At 57.0% G+C, this 18,580-nt stretch carries 18 protein-coding genes; 9 read left to right on the top strand and 9 right to left on the bottom strand.

Annotation, left to right across the window (positions count from 1 at the left end; genetic code table 11):
* Positions 1-35: 35 nt before the first annotated feature.
* On the bottom strand, positions 36-668 hold the full coding sequence (locus AC2FIM_RS00820; RefSeq protein ID WP_142634394.1) for a cupin domain-containing protein: 633 nt from the start codon (positions 666-668) through the stop codon (positions 36-38).
* A gap of 171 nt (positions 669-839) precedes the next feature.
* Here AC2FIM_RS00820 and AC2FIM_RS00815 point away from each other — a divergent pair, with 171 nt between their 5' ends.
* The 3 genes from AC2FIM_RS00815 to AC2FIM_RS00805 all read left to right on the top strand — a co-directional run bounded on the left by AC2FIM_RS00815 (position 840) and on the right by AC2FIM_RS00805 (position 3,920).
* The gene (locus AC2FIM_RS00815; RefSeq protein WP_496677799.1) at positions 840-1,835 is read left to right on the top strand and encodes a GT-B fold glycosyltransferase domain-containing protein; all 996 of its coding nucleotides are present in this window, start codon (positions 840-842) and stop codon (positions 1,833-1,835) included.
* 72 nt (positions 1,836-1,907) lie between these two features.
* Positions 1,908-3,200: an O-acetylhomoserine aminocarboxypropyltransferase/cysteine synthase family protein gene (locus tag AC2FIM_RS00810; RefSeq protein WP_271946534.1), complete on the top strand. Its 1,293-nt coding sequence runs from the start codon at positions 1,908-1,910 to the stop codon at positions 3,198-3,200.
* 3 nt (positions 3,201-3,203) lie between these two features.
* Entirely contained in the window at positions 3,204-3,920 is a 717-nt protein-coding gene (locus tag AC2FIM_RS00805; protein WP_271946531.1) for a GNAT family N-acetyltransferase, read from the top strand.
* Here AC2FIM_RS00805 and AC2FIM_RS00800 read toward each other — a convergent pair.
* A complete protein-coding gene (locus tag AC2FIM_RS00800; protein ID WP_271946528.1) occupies positions 3,917-4,612 on the bottom strand; it encodes an SIMPL domain-containing protein in 696 nt (231 codons plus the stop codon). The genes AC2FIM_RS00805 and AC2FIM_RS00800 overlap by 4 nt on opposite strands.
* Positions 4,613-4,776: 164 nt before the next feature.
* On the opposite strand from AC2FIM_RS00800, the gene AC2FIM_RS00795 reads away from it, so the two are divergent.
* Positions 4,777-6,654, top strand: coding sequence for a hypothetical protein (locus tag AC2FIM_RS00795; protein ID WP_271946526.1), 1,878 nt, complete (start codon positions 4,777-4,779; stop codon positions 6,652-6,654).
* A 43-nt stretch (positions 6,655-6,697) separates the two neighbouring features.
* Here AC2FIM_RS00795 and hppD read toward each other — a convergent pair whose 3' ends face one another.
* Positions 6,698-7,795, bottom strand: a complete 1,098-nt coding sequence (hppD, locus tag AC2FIM_RS00790; protein ID WP_496707863.1) for a 4-hydroxyphenylpyruvate dioxygenase — start codon at positions 7,793-7,795, stop codon at positions 6,698-6,700.
* A 146-nt stretch (positions 7,796-7,941) separates the two neighbouring features.
* Here hppD and AC2FIM_RS00785 point away from each other — a divergent pair, with 146 nt between their 5' ends.
* Positions 7,942-8,397: an Lrp/AsnC family transcriptional regulator gene (locus AC2FIM_RS00785; protein ID WP_142634408.1), complete on the top strand. Its 456-nt coding sequence runs from the start codon at positions 7,942-7,944 to the stop codon at positions 8,395-8,397.
* A gap of 19 nt (positions 8,398-8,416) precedes the next feature.
* Complete coding sequence (locus AC2FIM_RS00780) at positions 8,417-10,297, top strand: monovalent cation:proton antiporter-2 (CPA2) family protein (protein WP_142634410.1); 1,881 nt, start codon at positions 8,417-8,419, stop codon at positions 10,295-10,297.
* Positions 10,298-10,325: 28 nt separating this feature from the next.
* Here AC2FIM_RS00780 and cobT read toward each other — a convergent pair whose 3' ends face one another.
* Positions 10,326-11,339 (bottom strand): nicotinate-nucleotide--dimethylbenzimidazole phosphoribosyltransferase, encoded by a 1,014-nt coding sequence (gene cobT, locus AC2FIM_RS00775; protein WP_142634412.1) that lies wholly within the window; start codon positions 11,337-11,339, stop codon positions 10,326-10,328.
* 79 nt (positions 11,340-11,418) lie between these two features.
* Here cobT and cobS point away from each other — a divergent pair, with 79 nt between their 5' ends.
* Entirely contained in the window at positions 11,419-12,183 is a 765-nt protein-coding gene (gene cobS / locus AC2FIM_RS00770; protein ID WP_496707865.1) for an adenosylcobinamide-GDP ribazoletransferase, read from the top strand.
* 83 nt (positions 12,184-12,266) lie between these two features.
* Here cobS and AC2FIM_RS00765 read toward each other — a convergent pair whose 3' ends face one another.
* The 5 genes from AC2FIM_RS00765 to AC2FIM_RS00745 form a co-directional block, all read right to left on the bottom strand.
* Positions 12,267-12,785 (bottom strand): CarD family transcriptional regulator, encoded by a 519-nt coding sequence (locus AC2FIM_RS00765; protein ID WP_142634416.1) that lies wholly within the window; start codon positions 12,783-12,785, stop codon positions 12,267-12,269.
* A 282-nt stretch (positions 12,786-13,067) separates the two neighbouring features.
* On the bottom strand, positions 13,068-13,406 hold the full coding sequence (gene fdxA, locus AC2FIM_RS00760) for a ferredoxin FdxA (protein WP_085821728.1): 339 nt from the start codon (positions 13,404-13,406) through the stop codon (positions 13,068-13,070).
* Positions 13,407-13,472: 66 nt separating this feature from the next.
* Positions 13,473-13,838 carry an RNA-binding S4 domain-containing protein gene (locus tag AC2FIM_RS00755; RefSeq protein WP_271946509.1) on the bottom strand — a complete coding sequence of 122 codons (366 nt, stop codon included), beginning with the start codon at positions 13,836-13,838 and terminating at the stop codon, positions 13,473-13,475.
* Between the two features lie 6 nt (positions 13,839-13,844).
* The gene (locus AC2FIM_RS00750; RefSeq protein ID WP_271946506.1) at positions 13,845-16,664 is read right to left on the bottom strand and encodes a helicase-related protein; all 2,820 of its coding nucleotides are present in this window, start codon (positions 16,662-16,664) and stop codon (positions 13,845-13,847) included.
* 22 nt (positions 16,665-16,686) lie between these two features.
* Positions 16,687-17,295 carry a tetratricopeptide repeat protein gene (locus tag AC2FIM_RS00745; RefSeq protein WP_142634422.1) on the bottom strand — a complete coding sequence of 203 codons (609 nt, stop codon included), beginning with the start codon at positions 17,293-17,295 and terminating at the stop codon, positions 16,687-16,689.
* Positions 17,296-17,325: 30 nt separating this feature from the next.
* Here AC2FIM_RS00745 and AC2FIM_RS00740 point away from each other — a divergent pair, with 30 nt between their 5' ends.
* Complete coding sequence (locus AC2FIM_RS00740; RefSeq protein ID WP_142634424.1) at positions 17,326-17,616, top strand: SCP2 sterol-binding domain-containing protein; 291 nt, start codon at positions 17,326-17,328, stop codon at positions 17,614-17,616.
* On the top strand, positions 17,616-18,557 hold the full coding sequence (locus tag AC2FIM_RS00735) for an alpha/beta fold hydrolase (RefSeq protein WP_271946500.1): 942 nt from the start codon (positions 17,616-17,618) through the stop codon (positions 18,555-18,557). Before AC2FIM_RS00740 ends, AC2FIM_RS00735 begins: the two co-directional genes overlap by 1 nt.
* Positions 18,558-18,580: the final 23 nt, after the last annotated feature.

Below are 18,580 nucleotides of genomic sequence, written 5' to 3'. Positions count from 1 at the left end.
TACTGTACATTGCTGGTTTTTTGGGCCGGAACCGCTCAGATCATCTGTGACAGGTGCCCAGATTTGATCCAAATTCGCGCGCCCTCTGCTCCTGCCAAAGCAGTGGAACGCGCACCTGGCGGTAATCTCAACCAGTCCCAGACCGAAAATTCTTCGTCGGATTCCTGCACCGAACCTGCGATGACAAACAACTCCAACCCATCGACTGCATCCAGATCCAGCTTTTCGCCAGGTGACAAGTTCAATACGCGAACATCTTCGCGTGAGTCCTTGAAAAGCTGAAGATTCGAATCCCCAGTAATCGACCGACGAATTTCGGTCCTGTCCTCAGGGTCAAACTGGTGCAGTTTGACTAGTATCGTCGCGCCTTCTTTTGCCGAAGGCGTATGGGAAGATGTCGGAGGATTGCGCACATAACTACCTGCAGGAAAATCACCGGTCTCGTCCTGAAACACACCGTCCAGCACCAGATACTCCTCTCCTCCATCATGCGTATGGGCGGCAAAGGCGCTTCCTGGGGCAAAGCGGACAATCGTGGTGGCGCGGGCGACCTCTTCCCCGATCCGGTCCAACATCTTGCGCTCGACCCCTGCGGCAGGTGACGCAATCCAGTCATTCCGGTCGAAATGCACAGCAACACGTTTTGTGAAATCTGCGTTAACTCTCATGCGGCTTCTCCTGTTGGGTCTGGTCTCTAGATGGTTGCGCAAGTCCTGAATTCAAAATTCAGATGCATGATCTATGATCACATCTGGTTTTGTGCCACGTCTCTACCTAGTGTACGCCCAACCAAAATTCGAGCAGTGCTGGCCCAACGCCACGAACCCGAGAGACGCCCGATGCAGACCGCAAACAATAAATTCAATATCGTGGTCATCGGCCAAAACAACCGGCTGCAATACGAGGCACTGCTGTTTGCAGCCTCGTTACGACACAGCTGTCCCGATTTCGCTGGCCGCCTGTTTGTAGCCGTTCCTCAACCGGGGGCCCGATGGTCACAGGACCCCAGCATTCAGGATGAGGATGTCCTGAAAGCGTTACACCAGCTTGGGGCCGAAATTCTACCGTTTGAAAACCGGGCCTTCGGTGGAAGCTATCCCTATGGAAACAAGATCGAGGCGCTCTTGGCCCTGCCCGAGGGGGAACCGTTTGTCTTTTTCGACAGCGATACGCTTGTCACCGGAGACCTGAATAGTGTGCCCTTCGATTTTGACCGCCCCGGTGCCTCGCTGAAAGTTGAGGGGACATGGCCGCGCCCGACCCTGTATGGTCCGGGGTATGACGGTATCTGGCGCGCCCTGTATGAGCGGTTCGAACTGGATTTCGACAGCTCCTTGGACAAGGCCCAACCAGCCGAATACTGGCGGCGCTACCTGTATTTCAATGCGGGTTATTTCTTTTACAGATGCCCACGCCAGTTCGGCGAACGGTTCCTGGAATATGCCTGCACCATCCGGGATGAGGATATCCCGGAACTCGCGGGCCAAACACTGGACCCATGGCTGGATCAGGTCGCATTGCCGCTGGTTATCCATGCCCTTGGCGGCGGCCGCGACGCACTGCCCACTGGCCTGCTGGACGGGTCGGTCACGTGCCACTACCGTCTGTTTCCTCTGCTGTATGCACGCGAAAGCGACCATGTGATCGAGGTTCTGGAAACTGTGGTTGCGCCCAACAAGTTCAAGAAAGTGCTCAAGGGCTATGACCCAATAAAGAAACTGGTGCTCCAGCGCAAAGGGCACAAAATACGCGAGATGTTCGATCGCGAAAACCTGCCTCAGCGCGAGCAGGTCATTCGCAACAAGATCAAAAGCAAAGGTCTATGGATGCGCTGACAGCAATGTTGTGCGCACGCGTCCAATCGCCTAGAGATTCTGCAACACATAGTCCAACAGGAGATTTCCACCATGTCTGACGGCCCCACCTACGGTTTCGACACGCTTCAAATTCACGCAGGCGCGCGCCCTGATCCGGCAACAGGTGCCCGTCAGACGCCGATTTATCAAACAACGGCATATGTGTTTCGCGATGCAGACCACGCGGCGGCTCTGTTCAACCTGCAGGAAGTCGGCTTTATCTATTCCCGCCTGACCAATCCCACCGTGGCGGTTCTGCAGGAACGCGTGGCAACGCTTGAGGGTGGCGTTGGAGCAGTTTGCTGCTCGTCCGGTCATGCCGCCCAAATCATGGCACTGTTCCCGCTGATGGGACCTGGCTGCAACGTGGTGGCCTCGACCCGGCTGTATGGCGGCACGATCACTCAGTTTAGCCAGACGATCAAACGGTTCGGCTGGTCTGCCAAGTTTGTGGATACTGACGATCTGGATGCTGTGAAGGACGCGATCGACGAAAATACACGAGCGGTGTTCTGCGAATCCATCGCCAACCCTGGCGGCTATGTCACCGATATACGCGCACTGGCGGATGTGACAGATGGCGCCGGCATTCCGCTGATCGTCGACAACACCTCGGCCACACCCTATCTGTGCCGCCCGATTGAGCACGGCGCGACGCTGGTTGTGCATTCAACCACCAAATACCTGACCGGCAACGGCACTGTCACCGGCGGCTGTATCGTGGATTCGGGCAAGTTCGACTGGTCCGCGAATGACAAATTTTCCTCGCTCAGCCAGCCGGAACCGGCCTATCACGGGCTGAAATTCCACGAGACATTCGGTCCGCTGGCCTTCACATTCCACGGCATCGCCATCGGCCTGCGTGATCTGGGCATGACGATGAACCCACAGGCGGCGCATTACACGCTGATGGGAATCGAGACCCTGTCTTTGCGAATGGAGCGTCATGTAGAGAACGCGCAAAAGATCGCAGCCTGGCTAGAGGCCGATGACCGCGTGGAATATGTGACCTATGCGGGCTTGCCGTCCTCGCCCTATCACGACCGGGTCAAGACGCATTACCCCAAAGGGGCCGGTGCGCTATTCACTTTTGCGGTCAAAGGCGGCTATGACGCCTGTGTCAAACTGGTGAACGCGCTGGAGATCTTCAGCCATGTGGCCAACCTGGGCGATGCGCGGTCGCTGATCATTCATTCGGCCTCGACCACCCACCGTCAGCTGACCCCGGAACAGCAAGAGGCCGCAGGCGCCGGTCCCGGCGTTGTTCGGGTTTCCATCGGCATCGAAGACGCCAACGATCTGATTGCCGATCTGGATCAGGCGCTGGCCAAGGCGACGGCCTGACAAATGGCCGGGCACGATACCAACGATCTTGGCCAACCCGTCGGCCGGCCGGTTTCGGGCAGTTTTCCGCGCCCGACGCCGCCATATACGCCGATGGAAGGCCACTATTGCTCGGTCGTGCCCCTTGATGTGAACAGGCATGCGCCCGGTCTGTACCGGGCGTTTGCCAATGACACTGATGGGCGGAACTGGACTTATCTGCCCTATGGCCCATTCGACAGCGAAGAAGATTTCGCCGCCTGGACCCGCGCGTCCTGTATTGATGCCGATCCCATGTTCCACACAGTGCTAGACGGTGATGGCACCCCGATTGGCATGGCCTCGTTCCTGCGGATAGAACCTGCGGCCGGTGTGGTCGAGGTTGGGCACATCCATTTCTCACCGCTATTGCAACGCAGCCCGAAATCCACCGAGACGATGTACCTGATGATGCGCCGCGTGTTCGACGAGCTGGGGTATCGCCGTTATGAATGGAAATGTGACGCTCTGAATGCCCCGTCCCGCAGCGCAGCCCAAAGGCTGGGCTTTACCTTCGAGGGCATCTTTCGGCAGGCCACCCATTATAAGGGGCGCAACCGCGATACGGCCTGGTACTCGATCCTCGATACAGAATGGCCGCGCATCCGCTCTGCTTTCGAGGCCTGGCTTTCACCAGAAAATTTTGATCAGTCGGGCCAGCAGCGGCAATCCCTGATGGCCCGAACCAGCGACACATCCTAGTCGGAAATCAGAAATTCCATCGACACGTTGACCGAGACCGAAATTTCGCCCCCGGAAACCGGAACGCCGCCCTCAGCCGCCATGTTCATTGCACGCATTTGAGGCATGGGATTGAACCCTCCGGCCTGTTCGCGGATCATCTGAACCGGTCCCAGCGTGACTTCGGCCGCCTGTGCCAGTTGGTTGGCCTTTGCCCGCGCCTCACCGACAGCTTTGGCCCGCGCCTGTGCCTCGAGCGGTGCAGGGTCCTGAATTCCGAAACTCAGCCCGCCGAAATTGTTGGCCCCGTCGTCAATGACCGCATCCATGATGGTACCCAACTGCGACAGATCGCGAACACGCACCACGACGCTGTTGGATGCGACAAAGCCGGAAATCTCGGGCCGCTCTCCGCTAGAACTGTTCCGCCCAGACCATACCGGCGACAAAGACAGATCACGTGTTTGCACATCACGGGTTTCGATCCCCATCTCATCCAGTCGAGTCAGAATTTTGGCAACCGCGTCCGAAGTCGCCTGCATCGCATTTGATGCCTGTGCATCTTCGTTTGTTACACCCAGGGTAATGGTGGCCATATCCGGGGCCGCATGCACCATGCCTACCGCATCAACAATGATGCGACGTTCTTCCGCAGTTGCCATCCCTACCGACGTCATGGCCAGCACAGCGGCCAGAAAAGCGATTTTCTTCAATATCTTCCCTCCAATTATCCTGATTTCAACATGGGGCTGCACCGGGTCACGGGGCAAGAGGAGACGCAGGCTTTTTCTTTCCCTCGGCGAGATCCTGCTTTAATGTCGGTCTGCGGACGAGGCATCGTTTGCATTGCAACTGACAATTATGGTTCCTCCGGATTATGAAACCCGCTTTTGCGCTGTCCATTTCTACAACCGGAATTTCTTTGCACCACAATTCCGATGGCGACTGGTTCGCCATAGGTGAGGTGTCGTTGGATGCCTCCAACTTGGAAGAGCAGTTGAAAGTGCTTCGGGACAAGGGGTTTGCGCTTGAAAATGACCTGAGTTGCAAGGTCGTTATCCCAAGGGATCAGGTCAAATTCATCAAAGTCGATACGGCCGGATCATCCTTCGAAGACACCGAACAGGCTGTGCAAAATGCTGTATCCGATGCCACCCCTTATGACCTGACAGAGCTGGTATATGTCACGGCAGATGACGGGGCGACCACATGCGTCGCCGTCGTTCCACGCGATACACTGGAGGAAGCTCGGGGGTTTGTGCTGGGATACGGATTCGTTCCGGTCGCGTTCAGCGCTGCATATGAAACAGATGACTTTCCGACCGAACCGTTTTTCCCGCTTGGGGACGCGCCTGCGACCACAAACGCGCCCAAAGTGATCCCCACAGACCCCGCGCAGGATATTACGGTTGTTCATGCGATCGCCGATTCTACCGCTCCGACCAGCTTTTGGCCTGTCCAAAAAGTGGCCGCACCTAACTGGACCTCTCTGCCATCAGTGCGAATTGCAGCGGCGGTGGCTTTGATGTTGGTGGCCGGTGGCATATGGAGTCTTTTCAGAGACGACAGCCCTGCCCCTGCTGATTCAGAACTCGCCCTGCTGGACGAAACAATATCCCAACCCGAACCGAGTTCTGGACCTGTCGAGCCCGCAGAGACACCCGCAGAACAGGCAGAAGTCACAGAGCCCGAGACTGCAGAGCCAGAAATGGCACCGACCTCTGAATCAGAGTCCGAGCTGTCTGCAACCGACCAGGCCATTCTTGAGGCGCTGAACGTTGCGCCCGCGTTGGTAGACGAAATCGAGCTTGAGCCTGAACCTCAGTTAGTTCCGACACAGCCGGAGATCGAAATCACGTCACCGGGCCTTTTGATAGCGCCAGCGCAGGATCCGCAAATTGAGCTGTATCTGGCCTCCAAAGACGACTCGAATCTGTCGCGTGATGCAATCGCATTGCCGCCAGTACACACATACGACACCGACCTACCATTTGATTTCGAACCACTTTCAACCGCTGCCGGGGCAAGGTTCAGCCTTGACGAGCGCGGGCTGGTAATACCAACCAAAGAAGGCGTCTTGAACCCGGACGGAGTGGTTGTCTATTTGGGAACACCTTCGAAAACTCCCCCTCCATCGGCTTTGGTCCGGCTGGAAAAGGCACCTGTTGAGGAAGTGGTCGACAACAGGCTGGCGACATTGCGACCAAAACCAAGGCCCGAGAACCTGACCGAAAATTTTGAACGGCAACGGCTTCAAGGGCGTACATTGAAGGAATTGTCCGGAATTCGCCCGAAACCGCGCCCGGAATCCCTGTTGCGTGCTCCGCCGCCCCCGGAATCGACTGAGCCCCTTGCGGAAATGAGGGTGCCGCGCCCCAAACTCCGACCGGCCGGACTGACCCGGCAGGCCAGTGCAGGTACTGCGACTTTGGGTTCGGCAGCTGGAATTGAACAGCTCAACAATGAGGTCGGAACGTTCCAGCCCAAAACCACAGCGCCCAAAATCCCATCCTCGGCTTCGGTTGCACGGCAGGCCACAATCGACAATGCAATCAACCTGCGGAAACTGAACCTGATCGGGGTTTACGGCAGCCCATCCAATCGCCGCGCATTGGTTCGGCTGCCCAGTGGCAGGTACAAAAAGCTCAAGATCGGGGACAGGCTTGACGGCGGCAATGTCATTGCTATCAGCGACAATGAATTGCGCTATCAGAAACGCGGGCGAAACGTGGTTCTCAAGATGCCACGTGGTTAAGGGGCGGCCTGCGCGAGTGACCACGCAGGATTACCTTCTTGCATCAAGCTGCTGAAATTTCTCCACTTTCAATCTGCTCTCGCTCGATGGATTCGAACAGCGCCTTAAAGTTTCCCTCGCCAAACCCATCGTCGCCTTTGCGCTGAATGAACTCGAAGAAAATCGGTCCGATGACCGTTTTCGAGAAGATTTGCAGCAGAATCCGGGTCTCACCACCGTCCAGAACGCCCTCTCCATCAATCAGAATGCCGTGCTTCATCATCCGGTCCAACGGCTCTTCATGATCGACCACGCGGGTTTTAGACAACTCATAATAGGCTTCGTTCGGGCCGGGCATGAACTTCAGCCCCTTTTCGGCAATCGCATCGGTCGAGGCATAGATATCCTCGCTGCCCACAGCGATATGCTGGATGCCCTCGCCCTTGTATTTCTTCAGGTAGGAAACGATCTGCCCGGTTTCACCGCGATCTTCGTTGATCGGAATGCGGATACGCCCGCATGGAGACGTCAGCGCGCGACTAAAAAGACCGGTGAATTTGCCCTGAATGTCAAAAAAACGGATTTCACGGAAGTTGAACAAATCACCATAGAACTTGAACCACTTGTCCATATTGCCCTTGTAAACATTGTGGGTCAGGTGATCGAGATAATAGAACCCATCCCCCCGGGGCTTGGGCTGTTCGGTCCATGTGAATTCCTGATTATAGGGCGATGTTTCGTAATATTGATCAATGAAATAGATCAACGATCCGCCAATCCCCTTGATTGCAGGCACATTCAGTGTCTTGTCTGCCGCGTCATAAGGTTCAGCCCCTTTCGCTACAGCGTGCTCATAGGCTTTCTGCGCATCCACTACGCGCCATCCCATCGCCGGAGCACAAGGGCCATGCTCGTCCACGAACCGGGCAGAATAGCTGTCGGGATCTGCATTCAGGATGTAAGTCACATCACCCTGTTGCCACAACTCAATCGCAGGCTTGTCCTTGTGGTGACCTACCAGCGCGAATCCCATCTTTGCGAACAGATCGCGCAGCTCTTGCGGCTCGGGATGTGCGAACTCGACAAACTCGAACCCATCGGTTCCGGCGGGGTTTTCATCCGATATGATTGATTTCGGGGCGTTGTGAGGGAAAGGACCCATGGCGCGTCTCCGTTAATACAGGAATTTATTTGCTGATTTCAAAATACGTCTTAATCGGCACTTTTTTCGCGCATAGTTTTCCAATAACTTAAAGGGGCGCGCGTAAATTGCGCATAAGATTGGCCAATCACGGAGTTTTTCCGCACATGCTTGATTCCACTGATACGCGCCTGCTGTCAGCGCTGCAGAAAAACGCCCACCTAACAGCACACCAACTTGGAGAGATGTTGAACCTGTCGCCCAGTCAGGCTGGTCGCCGGCGCCAACGGCTGGAGGCTGAAGGGTATATCACCAGCTATGTCGCTCGCCTCGATCCTCTAAAGTTAGGGTTGCAGGTGCAGGGTTTTGTTCAGGTTCATCTGAGTACGCACGGCCCCGAGCAATCTGAAGGCTTTGCCCGTATGGTCGAAACACGCGCCGAAATCACCAGCGCATGGACAATGACAGGTGAGGCCGATTATTTACTACATGTCTATTGCGACGATCTATCCGCGCTTAATCGCTTGCTTCATCAGGTAATCCTTCCACATCCTGCAGTGGCTCGGATACAAAGCCAAATCGTTATGGATCAGCTCAAACGCGACGCCCCCCTGCCCACCTGAGCGCATTGAAAGGACGATCATGGACAACTTCCTTTACCAGGCGACGATCTATCTGGCTGCGGCTGTGATCGCCGTGCCGCTTTCGGCGCGTCTGGGACTGGGCTCTGTACTGGGATATCTGGCCGCGGGCCTTGTCATAGGGCCGTTGTTCGGATTGGTGGGTGCGGAAACGGAAAACCTGCAGCATGTGGCTGAATTCGGCGTAGTCATGATGCTGTTCCTGATCGGACTTGAACTGGAACCGCGCGCTCTTTGGGATATGCGGGACAGGCTTTTGGGGCTTGGCGGCCTCCAGGTGCTTTTATCGACCGCAGTGATCGCCAGCGTCGCCATGTATGCAAATCATCCATGGTCCGTAGCCCTGGCAGTGGGGTTGACGCTTTCCCTGTCATCAACTGCGATTGTTTTGCAGACCCTGTCGGAAAAGGGCTTGATGAAAACGAATGGAGGACGGGCGACCTTTTCAGTACTGCTGACTCAGGACATCGCGGTCATACCAATCCTGGCACTGCTTCCACTGCTGGCTCTGCCTGCCATTCCCCAGATTGCAAATGACGGATCTATCAACCGCATATCCACGGGGCACCACGGCGCGGCGCATCATAGCTTGTCATTGGTCGAGGGGTTGCCAGGGTGGGCGGTAACGCTTGTCACCATTGCCGCGATCGGTTTCGTCATTCTCGCCGGAGTGTACCTGACCAGGCCCTTGTTCCGCTTTATTCATGCGACCCGCCTCCGCGAGATGTATACGGCGCTGGCGTTGATGATTGTGGTTGGCATTTCCTTCCTGATGACGCTGGTTGGCCTGTCACCCGCTCTGGGCGCGTTTCTTGCAGGTGTGGTGCTGGCCAGTTCCGAGTTCCGGCATGAAATGGAGAGCGACCTAGAGCCGTTCAAAGGCCTTTTCCTTGGTCTGTTTTTCATCACCGTTGGCGCGGGCATCGATGTCGCCTATTTCTTTGACGATCCCTTCGACCTGATCGGACTGGCCCTGTTGGTAATCTTGGTCAAAGGGATCATTCTGTTCCTGGTTGGCCGCGCCTTTAAACTGCGCGGACGCGATCACTGGCTGTTTACACTGGGGCTGGCGCAAGCAGGTGAGTTCGGCTTTGTCCTGCTGGCGTTTTCGACCCAGCAGAATGTGATTCCAGGGGATCTGTCACAAAAACTTTTGATGATCATTGCGCTGACCATGCTGATCACGCCGCTTTTGTTCATCATTTATGATCTTCTCTCGCGCCGGATGGGGGATGGCACACCGGCACCCGAACCGGATGAGATCGACGAGAAAGGCCCGGTCATCATCGCCGGGATCGGGCGATTTGGTCAGATCGTCAATCGTCTGGTGCAGGCAAGCGGGTTCAAAACCATCGTTCTTGACCATAACATCGAAACCATCCAGCTGATGCGTCGCTTTGGCGTAAAAGGGTTCCTGGGGGATCCGACCCGTCCGGAATTGTTGCGCGCGGCCGGCCTTGAAAAAGCATCTGTTCTGGTGGCTGCGATGGATGATCGCAAGAAGGTGACGCGTCTTGTCGGCTATGCGCGCCGCCAGCGCCCAGACCTACACATCGTCGCGCGGGCACGGGATCGGACCCATGTGTACGAGCTGTATCAAGCCGGCGCGAACGACATTGTGCGCGAGACATTCGATGGCTCATTGCGGGCCGGGCGATATGTGCTCGAGAATGTGGGTCTCAGCGAATACGAGGCAGCGCAGGCCGAACAGACTTTCTACCACCATGATCGCATGTCGGTTCGTGAACTGGCAGAGCTCTGGATTCCCGGGCTGCCCACCGCCGAGAACAAAAAATACATCGAGCGGGCGCAGCAGCTGGAAAAAGACCTTGAGACCGAACTGCTGGAATTGGCGGAAGAAAACGACAAAAAATCGGCCTGACCTTCAACTGACGGTCAGGCCGCGCGGATCAACTGTCCGAGACGCCAGCTTCGGCAAAGGTCGCCATGCCGGAATGACAGGCAACAGCGCTTTTGAGGATATTGATCGCCAGCGCCCCGCCAGAGCCCTCACCCAGTCGCAGCCCCAGCTTCAGCAAAGGCTCTTTACCGAGCTTGGCCAACACAGCGCCATGCGCACCTTCCGCGCTCTGGTGCCCGGCGATCGTGTGATCCAGCGCGCTCTCTGAAATGTCAGACAGACACGCGGCGGCCGCTGAGCAGATAAAGCCATCCAGAATAACCGGAATGTGCAGCGCGCGTGCGGCGGCAATGGCTCCGGCCATAGCGGCGATCTCGCGTCCGCCCAGACGGCGCAGAATCTCTAGCCCATCGCCCGAACCGCCATGTAGCATAACACCTTCGGCCACCACACGGGTTTTGTTTGCTAGTCCCGCATCATCGACACCTGTTCCGCGACCAGTCCAATCACCCGCCTCACCTCCGAACAAGGCGCAAGCAATCGCCGCTGCGGGGGTCGTGTTGCCGATACCCATTTCACCAACAACAAGAAGATCGGCGTCTGGTCTGACCGCAGCCCACCCGGTGCGCAGCGCCTGCAACAGGTCGTCCTCTGACATAGCTGGACCTGATGTGAAATCCGCGGTCGGTCGTTCAAGCTCCAGCGCGTGGACATCCATCGTAGCACCAGCCGCCTTGGCCAGCTGGTTGATGGCCGCCCCGCCATGTTCAAAGTTCAACACCATCTGCACGGTCACTTCCGGCGGAAAGGCCGAAACACCCTGTGCTGTGACACCGTGGTTTCCGGCAAACACGATAACCTGCGGCGAGGTGATCTGCGGGCGGGCATCCCCGCGCCAGCCTGCATACCAGATTGCCAGGTCTTCCAACCGACCAAGCGCGCCCGGAGGTTTGGTCAGCTGCCCATTACGGTCAGTCGCCCCTTGCGCAGCGGCATCATCGGGCCCGGAGGCTTGCCGGACAGCTTCGCGGAAAGAATTCAGATTGTTAATTTCGGGCAGCATCCAAAGCCTCGTTGCATCAGAGTGGTCCTGCGTGTTTAACCGAAGCGATCAAACCGACAAGACCCTGAAAGGCGCAGGAGTGCTAAAAAACGACACCAAGCTCATTTCTGCCTGGGATATTCCGCTGGCTTTGGTCCTGTTGACGCGTTTGCCCGTGCCGCGGCTGCCTGACAGAGTGTTCTCGCGTCAGGCCAGTGCCGTTTGGGCCTTTCCATTGGCGGGGCTTGTTGTCGGCCTATTGGCCTGTGCCGTGGGATGGATGGCGACGGCCATGGGGCTGCCGTCGATAGCGTGTGCCATACTTGTCGTTCTTGTCCTGACCATCACCACCGGCGCGATGCACGAGGATGGGCTTGCAGATACCGCCGACGGGCTGTGGGGCGGTTTCACGCCTGAACGGCGGCTAGAGATCATGAAGGACAGCCACATCGGCACCTATGGCGTCCTTGCCCTGACTTCTTCGCAACTGCTGCGCGTGTCGTTGATTACTGCGATCCTTTCGAATGCGGGTTTTACCACCATATTGGCCGCATGCATCGTTTCGCGGGCTATGATGCCTGTTGTTATGTCCTTCCTTCCAAATGCCCGCCAATCAGGCCTTAGCCATTCAGTGGGCGCACCCGGATCGACCGCGGTGATACTCGGCGGGGCCATGGCGCTGCTGCTCACTCTGCCAATGATCGGGTTGCAGGTGGTTTTCCCTACGCTGATTGCCGCTTTGTCTGCGGTGGCAATGGCGATGCTAGCCAAGGCCAAGATCGAGGGTCAGACCGGTGATATACTGGGCGCCACTCAACAACTGGCCGAGATAGGGTTTCTTATGGCCGTAGCTACGCAGGTTTAGTGGCCCCGATTTCATCTGGTGACTGCAATATAAAAAGGCCACCTCCTTGCGGGGATGGCCCTAAAATTTTGATTTCAGCAGGTTCAGGCCGCCGCTGCCGCGCGCGAGGTCAGAACCTCATCCACCTGCCTGGCCGCAGACACTTCGCCTGCGCCGGATACTGCCGCGACTTCGCGGGTCAGACGCTCAAGCGCGGCTTCATAAAGCTGACGTTCGGAATAGCTCTGTTCGCGCTGATCATCGGTGCGGTGCAAATCGCGGACCACTTCGGCAATCGAGATCAGATCGCCCGAGTTGATCTTCTGTTCATATTCCTGTGCCCGGCGGGACCACATGGCGCGCTTGACCTTGGCCTTGCCCTTCAGCGTCTTCATCGCCTGGCTGATGACATCCGGCGAGCTGAGCGAGCGCAGACCGGACTCGGTCGCCTTGTTGGTCGGCACGCGCAGGGTCATTTTGTCTTTCTCAAAGGAAATGACGAACAGCTCGAGCGAGTATCCCGCAACTTCCTGTTCTTCGATCGAAATGATCTGACCGACACCATGGGCCGGGTAAACAACATAGTCGTTGGGGCGAAACTCAAGCTTCTTCGACTTAGACATACAGGTTCTTCCTTGGTTACGAGAGCGCGGGACAGACAACAAAACGACCCACCCCGTGCCAGTACGGCCCGGTCAGGTTGCTGTGTTTTCAACTAATCAGAACTCCAAAGCGAGCATACTTACGGAGTCATCCCCATCTCAATCAACGTTCAATTTCCGAGTATATCACAAAATTGAGACACTCGAAAGGCTGCCCCTTTCCACTTGAAAGAAAGGTGTTAAGAAACAGATAGATAAGGCGCCATCCCACTGCTGAACTGACAAGTTCAGAGCGCGAATCGCTTAGCCGCCTTCGCCGGGGGCCTCAGAGAAGTATTTCTCCATCTTACCCTCTTCGCCATCACGCTCTTCTGCATCAGGCAGCGGGTCTTTCTTGGTCACGATCACCGGCCACTGCTCGGAGAACTTGCGATTAAACTCGACCCATTGATCCATGCCCGGCTCAGTATCCGGACGGATCGCATCAGCGGGACATTCAGGTTCACATACTCCGCAATCGATGCATTCATCGGGATGGATGACCAGTGTATTCTCACCTTCATAGAAACAATCCACCGGACACACTTCGACACAGTCGGTGTATTTGCAGGCGATGCAGTTTTCAGTGACAACATAGGTCATGGTGAATTTCCCGTTTGCGGTTTGGGCGTCTAGCTAAATCAGTATGGCGTCAGCTTCAAGATATGTTCAGCTATCTTGATTGCGAGAAAGATCAAGTAGACGCCGATCCTTCTTGGTGGGACGACCTTTTCCCTCAAACCCTGGATTTCGCGGCTGCGTGTCCTGCTTTTCGGTCAAATCGGTATACAGTGTCTGCGCCTCGGTTGCCGGTCCGCGCCGATCACCCAGTTTTTCGATACGCACAACGCGCACAATCCGCCCCTGAGGGAAGGTCAGAACATCACCGGGGGCCACAGGCTGCGCCGGTTTCAGGATCCGGTTTCCGTTGACGCGGACATGGCCGCCACTGACCTGTTTGGCGGACAGGCTGCGGGTCTTGAAGAACCGAGCCTGCCACAGCCATTTATCGATCCGAAGCCGGGCCTCGGTCATAAGGCGTTAATTGCCTTCCTTCAAACCCATAAGCGCGGCCGCGAACGGGTTATCGGGATCAATGGGCTTTTCCTTTTTCGGCGGACGAGACGAGAAGGTCTTGGCACCCTGCGGCTTGCCACCTTTCTTGCCCTGCGGCTTGCCCCGGCCATCCTGAGGCTTACCGCGCGGCTTACCTTTGCCCTGCCCCTGCCGCTGTTCACGGCGTGGGCCTTGGTTGGCCTGACGCTGACGGCCCCAGGTGAAGGTATAGAAGACCTCAACCTCGGGTTCATCTGTTGCTGCTGTCGGCGCGGTGGCCTCGGCTGCTGCCTCGGTGCTTTCGGTGGCCTCGGCTGACGCCTCGGTTGGTGCGGCGACCTCTTCGGGGGTTCCCTCTGGTGCGGGTACTTCCTCGGAGGCAGCTACTTCCGTGGCCTCTGCGGCAGGTAGCTCTGCTGGTGCGGGCTTAACCTTTTCACGCTCGGCGCGTTCGGCCTTGTAGCCCAGCCCCTGCATCAGGTCGGCGAATTGTTCCAGCGTCATACCGGTGATCGACAGCATGTCAGGCTTGGCCTCGAACCCACCACGGCTGTCTTCAGCGCGCAGCATGTCGGCCAGACGTTCCAGCATATCGATCCGGATCGAGCGTTCGCCCGCATCGCGATAACCACACATAGTGTCATAACCGTCAGGTGCGCCCTTGGCGATGGGCACAGTAACAAGACCCGGAGGCGGCGCGTCGGGAAATTCCTGCAGGCCATTTGCCAATGCCCACAGAACAAGACGCAGACGCGTTGGGGCCGGTTTCAGCAGCAGCGGCATGAAAATGGTGAACTGACCAAAGCGGATACCGTGTTTGCGCAGCGCGCCACGGGCGTCCTGATCCAGATCCTTGACGTCTTGCGCGACACCTGCGCGCGGCAATACGCCCAGCGCCTCAACCATGCGGAAGGCAAAGCCCCTGGCCAGCCCATTGAGTTCTTCATCGCGCGACAGGTTCAGCAGCGGCTCGAACAGTGCGGCCACTTTGCGGTCGATGAAATGTTGCAGGCGACGCTGAACTTTCTGTTCAACATCGGGGCCCGCGGCCTCGTCCACAAAAACCTCGACCAGCGGCTTGAGAGGCTCTGCCCCGGCAACCAGCTTGCCAACGGCATATTCACCCCACATCAGGCCACCCTGATCGGTAAAATCAATTTCGGTATCGGGTGCATTATAGAAGCGATCGGCACGCAGATGGAATTGCGGCGCGAGGGCTTGCAAGGACGCCGATTTCAAGGCTTTCGCCTCGGCTCCTTGCGCGCTTTTGTCCGGACTGAACCGGAACCCTTCCAGACGACCGACGAATTCACCTTCGACGGTCACTTCACCCTTGTCATTTACTTCGGCCAAAAGGGCCTCCTTCTGTTTGAGCCGGCGCAACAAAACGGATGTGCGCCGGTCCACAAATCTCTGAGTCAAACGGTCATGCAGAGCGTCTGACAGCCTGTCTTCTACAATGCGCGTCTCATCACGCCAATGGGATTCGTCACGCACCCAACCATTTCGTTGCGCAACGTAAGTCCAGGTGCGAATATATGCCAACCTTTTTGACAGTGCATCTATATCGCCATCCGTTCGGTCGATCCGGCGGATTTGCCGCGCCATAAAGTCATCCGGGATCGAACCACCTTCATGCAGGTGGCCAAAAATCACTTCGAGCAGGCTGGCATGTTCGGCATGGCTGATGCCGCGAAAATCGGGGATTCGGCACACATTCCATAACAAACGAACGGATTGCGGATCACTGGCACGGGCCGCAATTTCGGCAACTTGCGACAAGGATTTAAGCACATTCAGATCATCTGCCGGACGGGCTTTGATCAGGTGTTCGCTATCCGGGCTAATCTCGAGCGTGTGGATCAGAGCGTCAATCGAACCAAACTGCAAGGCGGCATTCCGCCAGTTCAGTTTTTTCATCGGCGCAAAGCGGCTGTCCATAATGGCCTGCGCGACACCGTCGTCCAGAGGCGGCGCCTCGCCGGTCACGCCGAAGGTTCCATCGGACATACCGCGCCCAGCGCGGCCAGCAATTTGGGCAAGCTCATTCGGGGCCAGGGGCCGCATGCGCCGGCCATCGAATTTGGTCAGGGACGAGAACGCAACATGGTTCACATCCAGGTTCAACCCCATCCCGATGGCATCGGTGGCAACCAAATAGTCGACCTCACCATTCTGATAGAGCTCAACCTGCGCATTCCGTGTACGCGGACTGAGCGCCCCCATGACCACAGCCGCCCCACCCTTTTGACGGCGTAGCAGCTCGGCGATGGCATAGACGTTGTCGACCGAAAACCCGACGATGGCGCTGCGTGGTGGCATGCGGCTGATTTTCTTGGAGCCGGCATAGACCAGTTGCGACATCCGCTCCCGCCGGACGAATTGTGCTTCGGGCACAAGTGCCGCGATGGGACCGCGCATAGTATCGGATCCCAGAAACAGGGTTTCATTGGTGCCGCGCGCGCGCAGCAACCTGTCGGTGAAGACGTGGCCGCGTTCCGGGTCGGCGCAGAGTTGGATTTCGTCGATAGCCACAAAATCGGCACCCATGCCTTCGGGCATCGCCTCGACCGTACAGACCCAATATTTCGCACGCGGCGGTACGATACGTTCTTCCCCGGTGATCAGCGCCACCACCGACGGTCCGCGAATGGCGACGATTTTGTCGTATACCTCGCGCGCAAGCAGGCGTAGCGGCAGGCCGATCACCCCCGTGCGGTACCCCAGCATACGTTCGATTGCGTAATGGGTTTTGCCTGTATTGGTCGGACCAAGTACGGCCACGATTCGGGATGACCCGCTCACCTTTGCCCCCTGCCCCCGGTTCTCAGAGGGCCGAGCCCTCGACCTGGGCTTTCAGTCGATTCACTGCATTGGTTACTTCTTCGTAATGGGGATGTATAGCCAAGGCATGGGAATAGGCCGCAAATGCCTTTTCGGGCTGACCCAGAATCTCAAATATCAATCCAAGCCCGTAGATGGCCTCATAGTTGTTCGGGTTCAGCGTCAGGGCATGTTCCAGATCTGCGGCAGCCATCCCGAACCTTTCGATCCCAAAAAACGCAGAGGCCCGCGCGTGCCAGCCTTCGGCGAAATCAGGCGCGTGGTCTGTCAGGGCCGTCAAATGCTCGATCGCGGCATAGGTGTCACCATCATCCAGTGCTTCGCGCCCACGCTCCAGCAGCAGGTCGGCGGAGGCCGAACCAGATTGCGACCAGAGCGCCCGTAACTGGCGGTCGATTCCAGTCGCCTGGTCCGGTGTGGCCTGCGCAAGGTTCTGCAACAACTCGGCCTCGTCGCGGGAATCCTCCTGCTGTGCAAGGCAAGTGGAGGAAAACATGACTAGGACAAAAAGTGCCGCAACGGTACCTTTGAGATTGTTGATTGCATTGCTCATAACAAGTGTCAGTGTAGCGTTGCGACCGAGGATGTCCATTCACGGCGTACTAACAAAATGAGGAAGATCATGAGCGATTCATTGGAAAAAGCCGCAGCAGTGCTGAATGAGAAACTGTCGGGCGGCGATTTCGACGCATCGGCTAAATTTGCCATCGCGGATTTGGGCGCGATCGTAGTTGATGCAAGCGGCGCGCGCATCAGCGATGAAGAAACGGACGTGACTTTGAACGCTGATGCGGACACGTTCGAGCAAATTCTCAATGGTGATCTGGACCCGACAAGCGCCTTCATGGCCGGAAAACTGAGCATTGACGGCGACATGGGCGCGGCAATGAAACTCGCCTCGGCCCTGGCCTGATGGAATACCCGTCGGCCCCTTTGTTCGAAGACGTGGCTGGCGGCCCCGCTGGCGGTGTTGCTCATTGGTTGAACACCGCCGACGGTACCCGAATTCGCGTGGCGCATTGGCGCCCCGAAGGTACAGCGAACGGGACTGTCATGCTGTTTCCCGGTCGCACTGAATACATCGAAAAATACGGTGATGCGGCGAGTGAATTCGTCAAGCGTGGCTTTGCCGTGTTGGTGATCGACTGGCGGGGTCAGGGATTGGCAGACCGGTTGCTTGACGATCCGCGGGTTGGCCATGTCGATAAATTCACTGACTATCAGCAAGACGTAGATGTGTCGCTAGAGCTGGCCACAAAGCTTGATCTGCCCAGGCCCTGGCATGTTATTGGCCACTCTATGGGCGGTGCCATTGGATTGCGGGCAGTTTTGGAAAACGATTGTTTTTCTACCTGTGTTTTTACCGGTCCGATGTGGGGGATTTTCTTTACGCCCCTTATGAAACCCATCAGCCGGTTGACCGCAAATTGGGCCCCACGACTGGGGTTTGGCGAAAAGACGCCCCCGACCACATCACTGGACAGCTATGTTCTGACACAGCCTTTCGAAGGCAATAGCCTGACGCGCGATCCTGCCATGTACAAAATGATGCAGGATCATCTGGCCAAGTATCCCGAACTGTCCCTTGGTGCACCGTCGACGATCTGGCTGCGCGAGGCATTGGATGAATGCGACTGGTTGATGGTGCAGACTGCCCCAGCCATTCCATGCCTGACATATCTTGGCTCCCACGAGCAGATTGTGGACCGCAAGGCCATCCGCGCACGCATGGCAAACTGGCCCAACAGCACGTTGATCGAAATTCCAGACGGTGAACACGAAGTCCTGATGGAACCACCAGAGGTGCGCGACCCTGCATTTGACCAAATCGCCGCGCATTTCAAAGCTGCATAGACGGAACACCCCCTGGAACCGGC

The organism is Ruegeria sp. CDSC052, from assembly GCF_059610685.1.
This window is presented reverse-complemented; position numbering and strand designations above follow the sequence as displayed.

Excerpts from the sequence above, each read along its gene's own strand:
- hppD (WP_496707863.1), bottom strand. The coding sequence starts at position 7,795 with ATGGGTCCTTTCCCTCACAACGCCCCGAAATCAATCATATCGGATGAA.
- AC2FIM_RS00740 (WP_142634424.1), top strand. The coding sequence starts at position 17,326 with ATGAGCGATTCATTGGAAAAAGCCGCAGCAGTGCTGAATGAGAAACTG.
- cobT (WP_142634412.1), bottom strand. The coding sequence starts at position 11,339 with ATGCTGCCCGAAATTAACAATCTGAATTCTTTCCGCGAAGCTGTCCGG.
- AC2FIM_RS00815 (WP_496677799.1), top strand. The coding sequence starts at position 840 with ATGCAGACCGCAAACAATAAATTCAATATCGTGGTCATCGGCCAAAAC.
- AC2FIM_RS00810 (WP_271946534.1), top strand. The coding sequence starts at position 1,908 with ATGTCTGACGGCCCCACCTACGGTTTCGACACGCTTCAAATTCACGCA.
- fdxA (WP_085821728.1), bottom strand. The coding sequence starts at position 13,406 with ATGACCTATGTTGTCACTGAAAACTGCATCGCCTGCAAATACACCGAC.
- AC2FIM_RS00765 (WP_142634416.1), bottom strand. The coding sequence starts at position 12,785 with ATGTCTAAGTCGAAGAAGCTTGAGTTTCGCCCCAACGACTATGTTGTT.
- AC2FIM_RS00745 (WP_142634422.1), bottom strand. The coding sequence starts at position 17,295 with ATGGACATCCTCGGTCGCAACGCTACACTGACACTTGTTATGAGCAAT.
- AC2FIM_RS00735 (WP_271946500.1), top strand. The coding sequence starts at position 17,616 with ATGGAATACCCGTCGGCCCCTTTGTTCGAAGACGTGGCTGGCGGCCCC.
- AC2FIM_RS00820 (WP_142634394.1), bottom strand. The coding sequence starts at position 668 with ATGAGAGTTAACGCAGATTTCACAAAACGTGTTGCTGTGCATTTCGAC.
- AC2FIM_RS00755 (WP_271946509.1), bottom strand. The coding sequence starts at position 13,838 with ATGACCGAGGCCCGGCTTCGGATCGATAAATGGCTGTGGCAGGCTCGG.
- AC2FIM_RS00805 (WP_271946531.1), top strand. The coding sequence starts at position 3,204 with ATGGCCGGGCACGATACCAACGATCTTGGCCAACCCGTCGGCCGGCCG.
- AC2FIM_RS00780 (WP_142634410.1), top strand. The coding sequence starts at position 8,417 with ATGGACAACTTCCTTTACCAGGCGACGATCTATCTGGCTGCGGCTGTG.
- AC2FIM_RS00785 (WP_142634408.1), top strand. The coding sequence starts at position 7,942 with ATGCTTGATTCCACTGATACGCGCCTGCTGTCAGCGCTGCAGAAAAAC.
- AC2FIM_RS00795 (WP_271946526.1), top strand. The coding sequence starts at position 4,777 with ATGAAACCCGCTTTTGCGCTGTCCATTTCTACAACCGGAATTTCTTTG.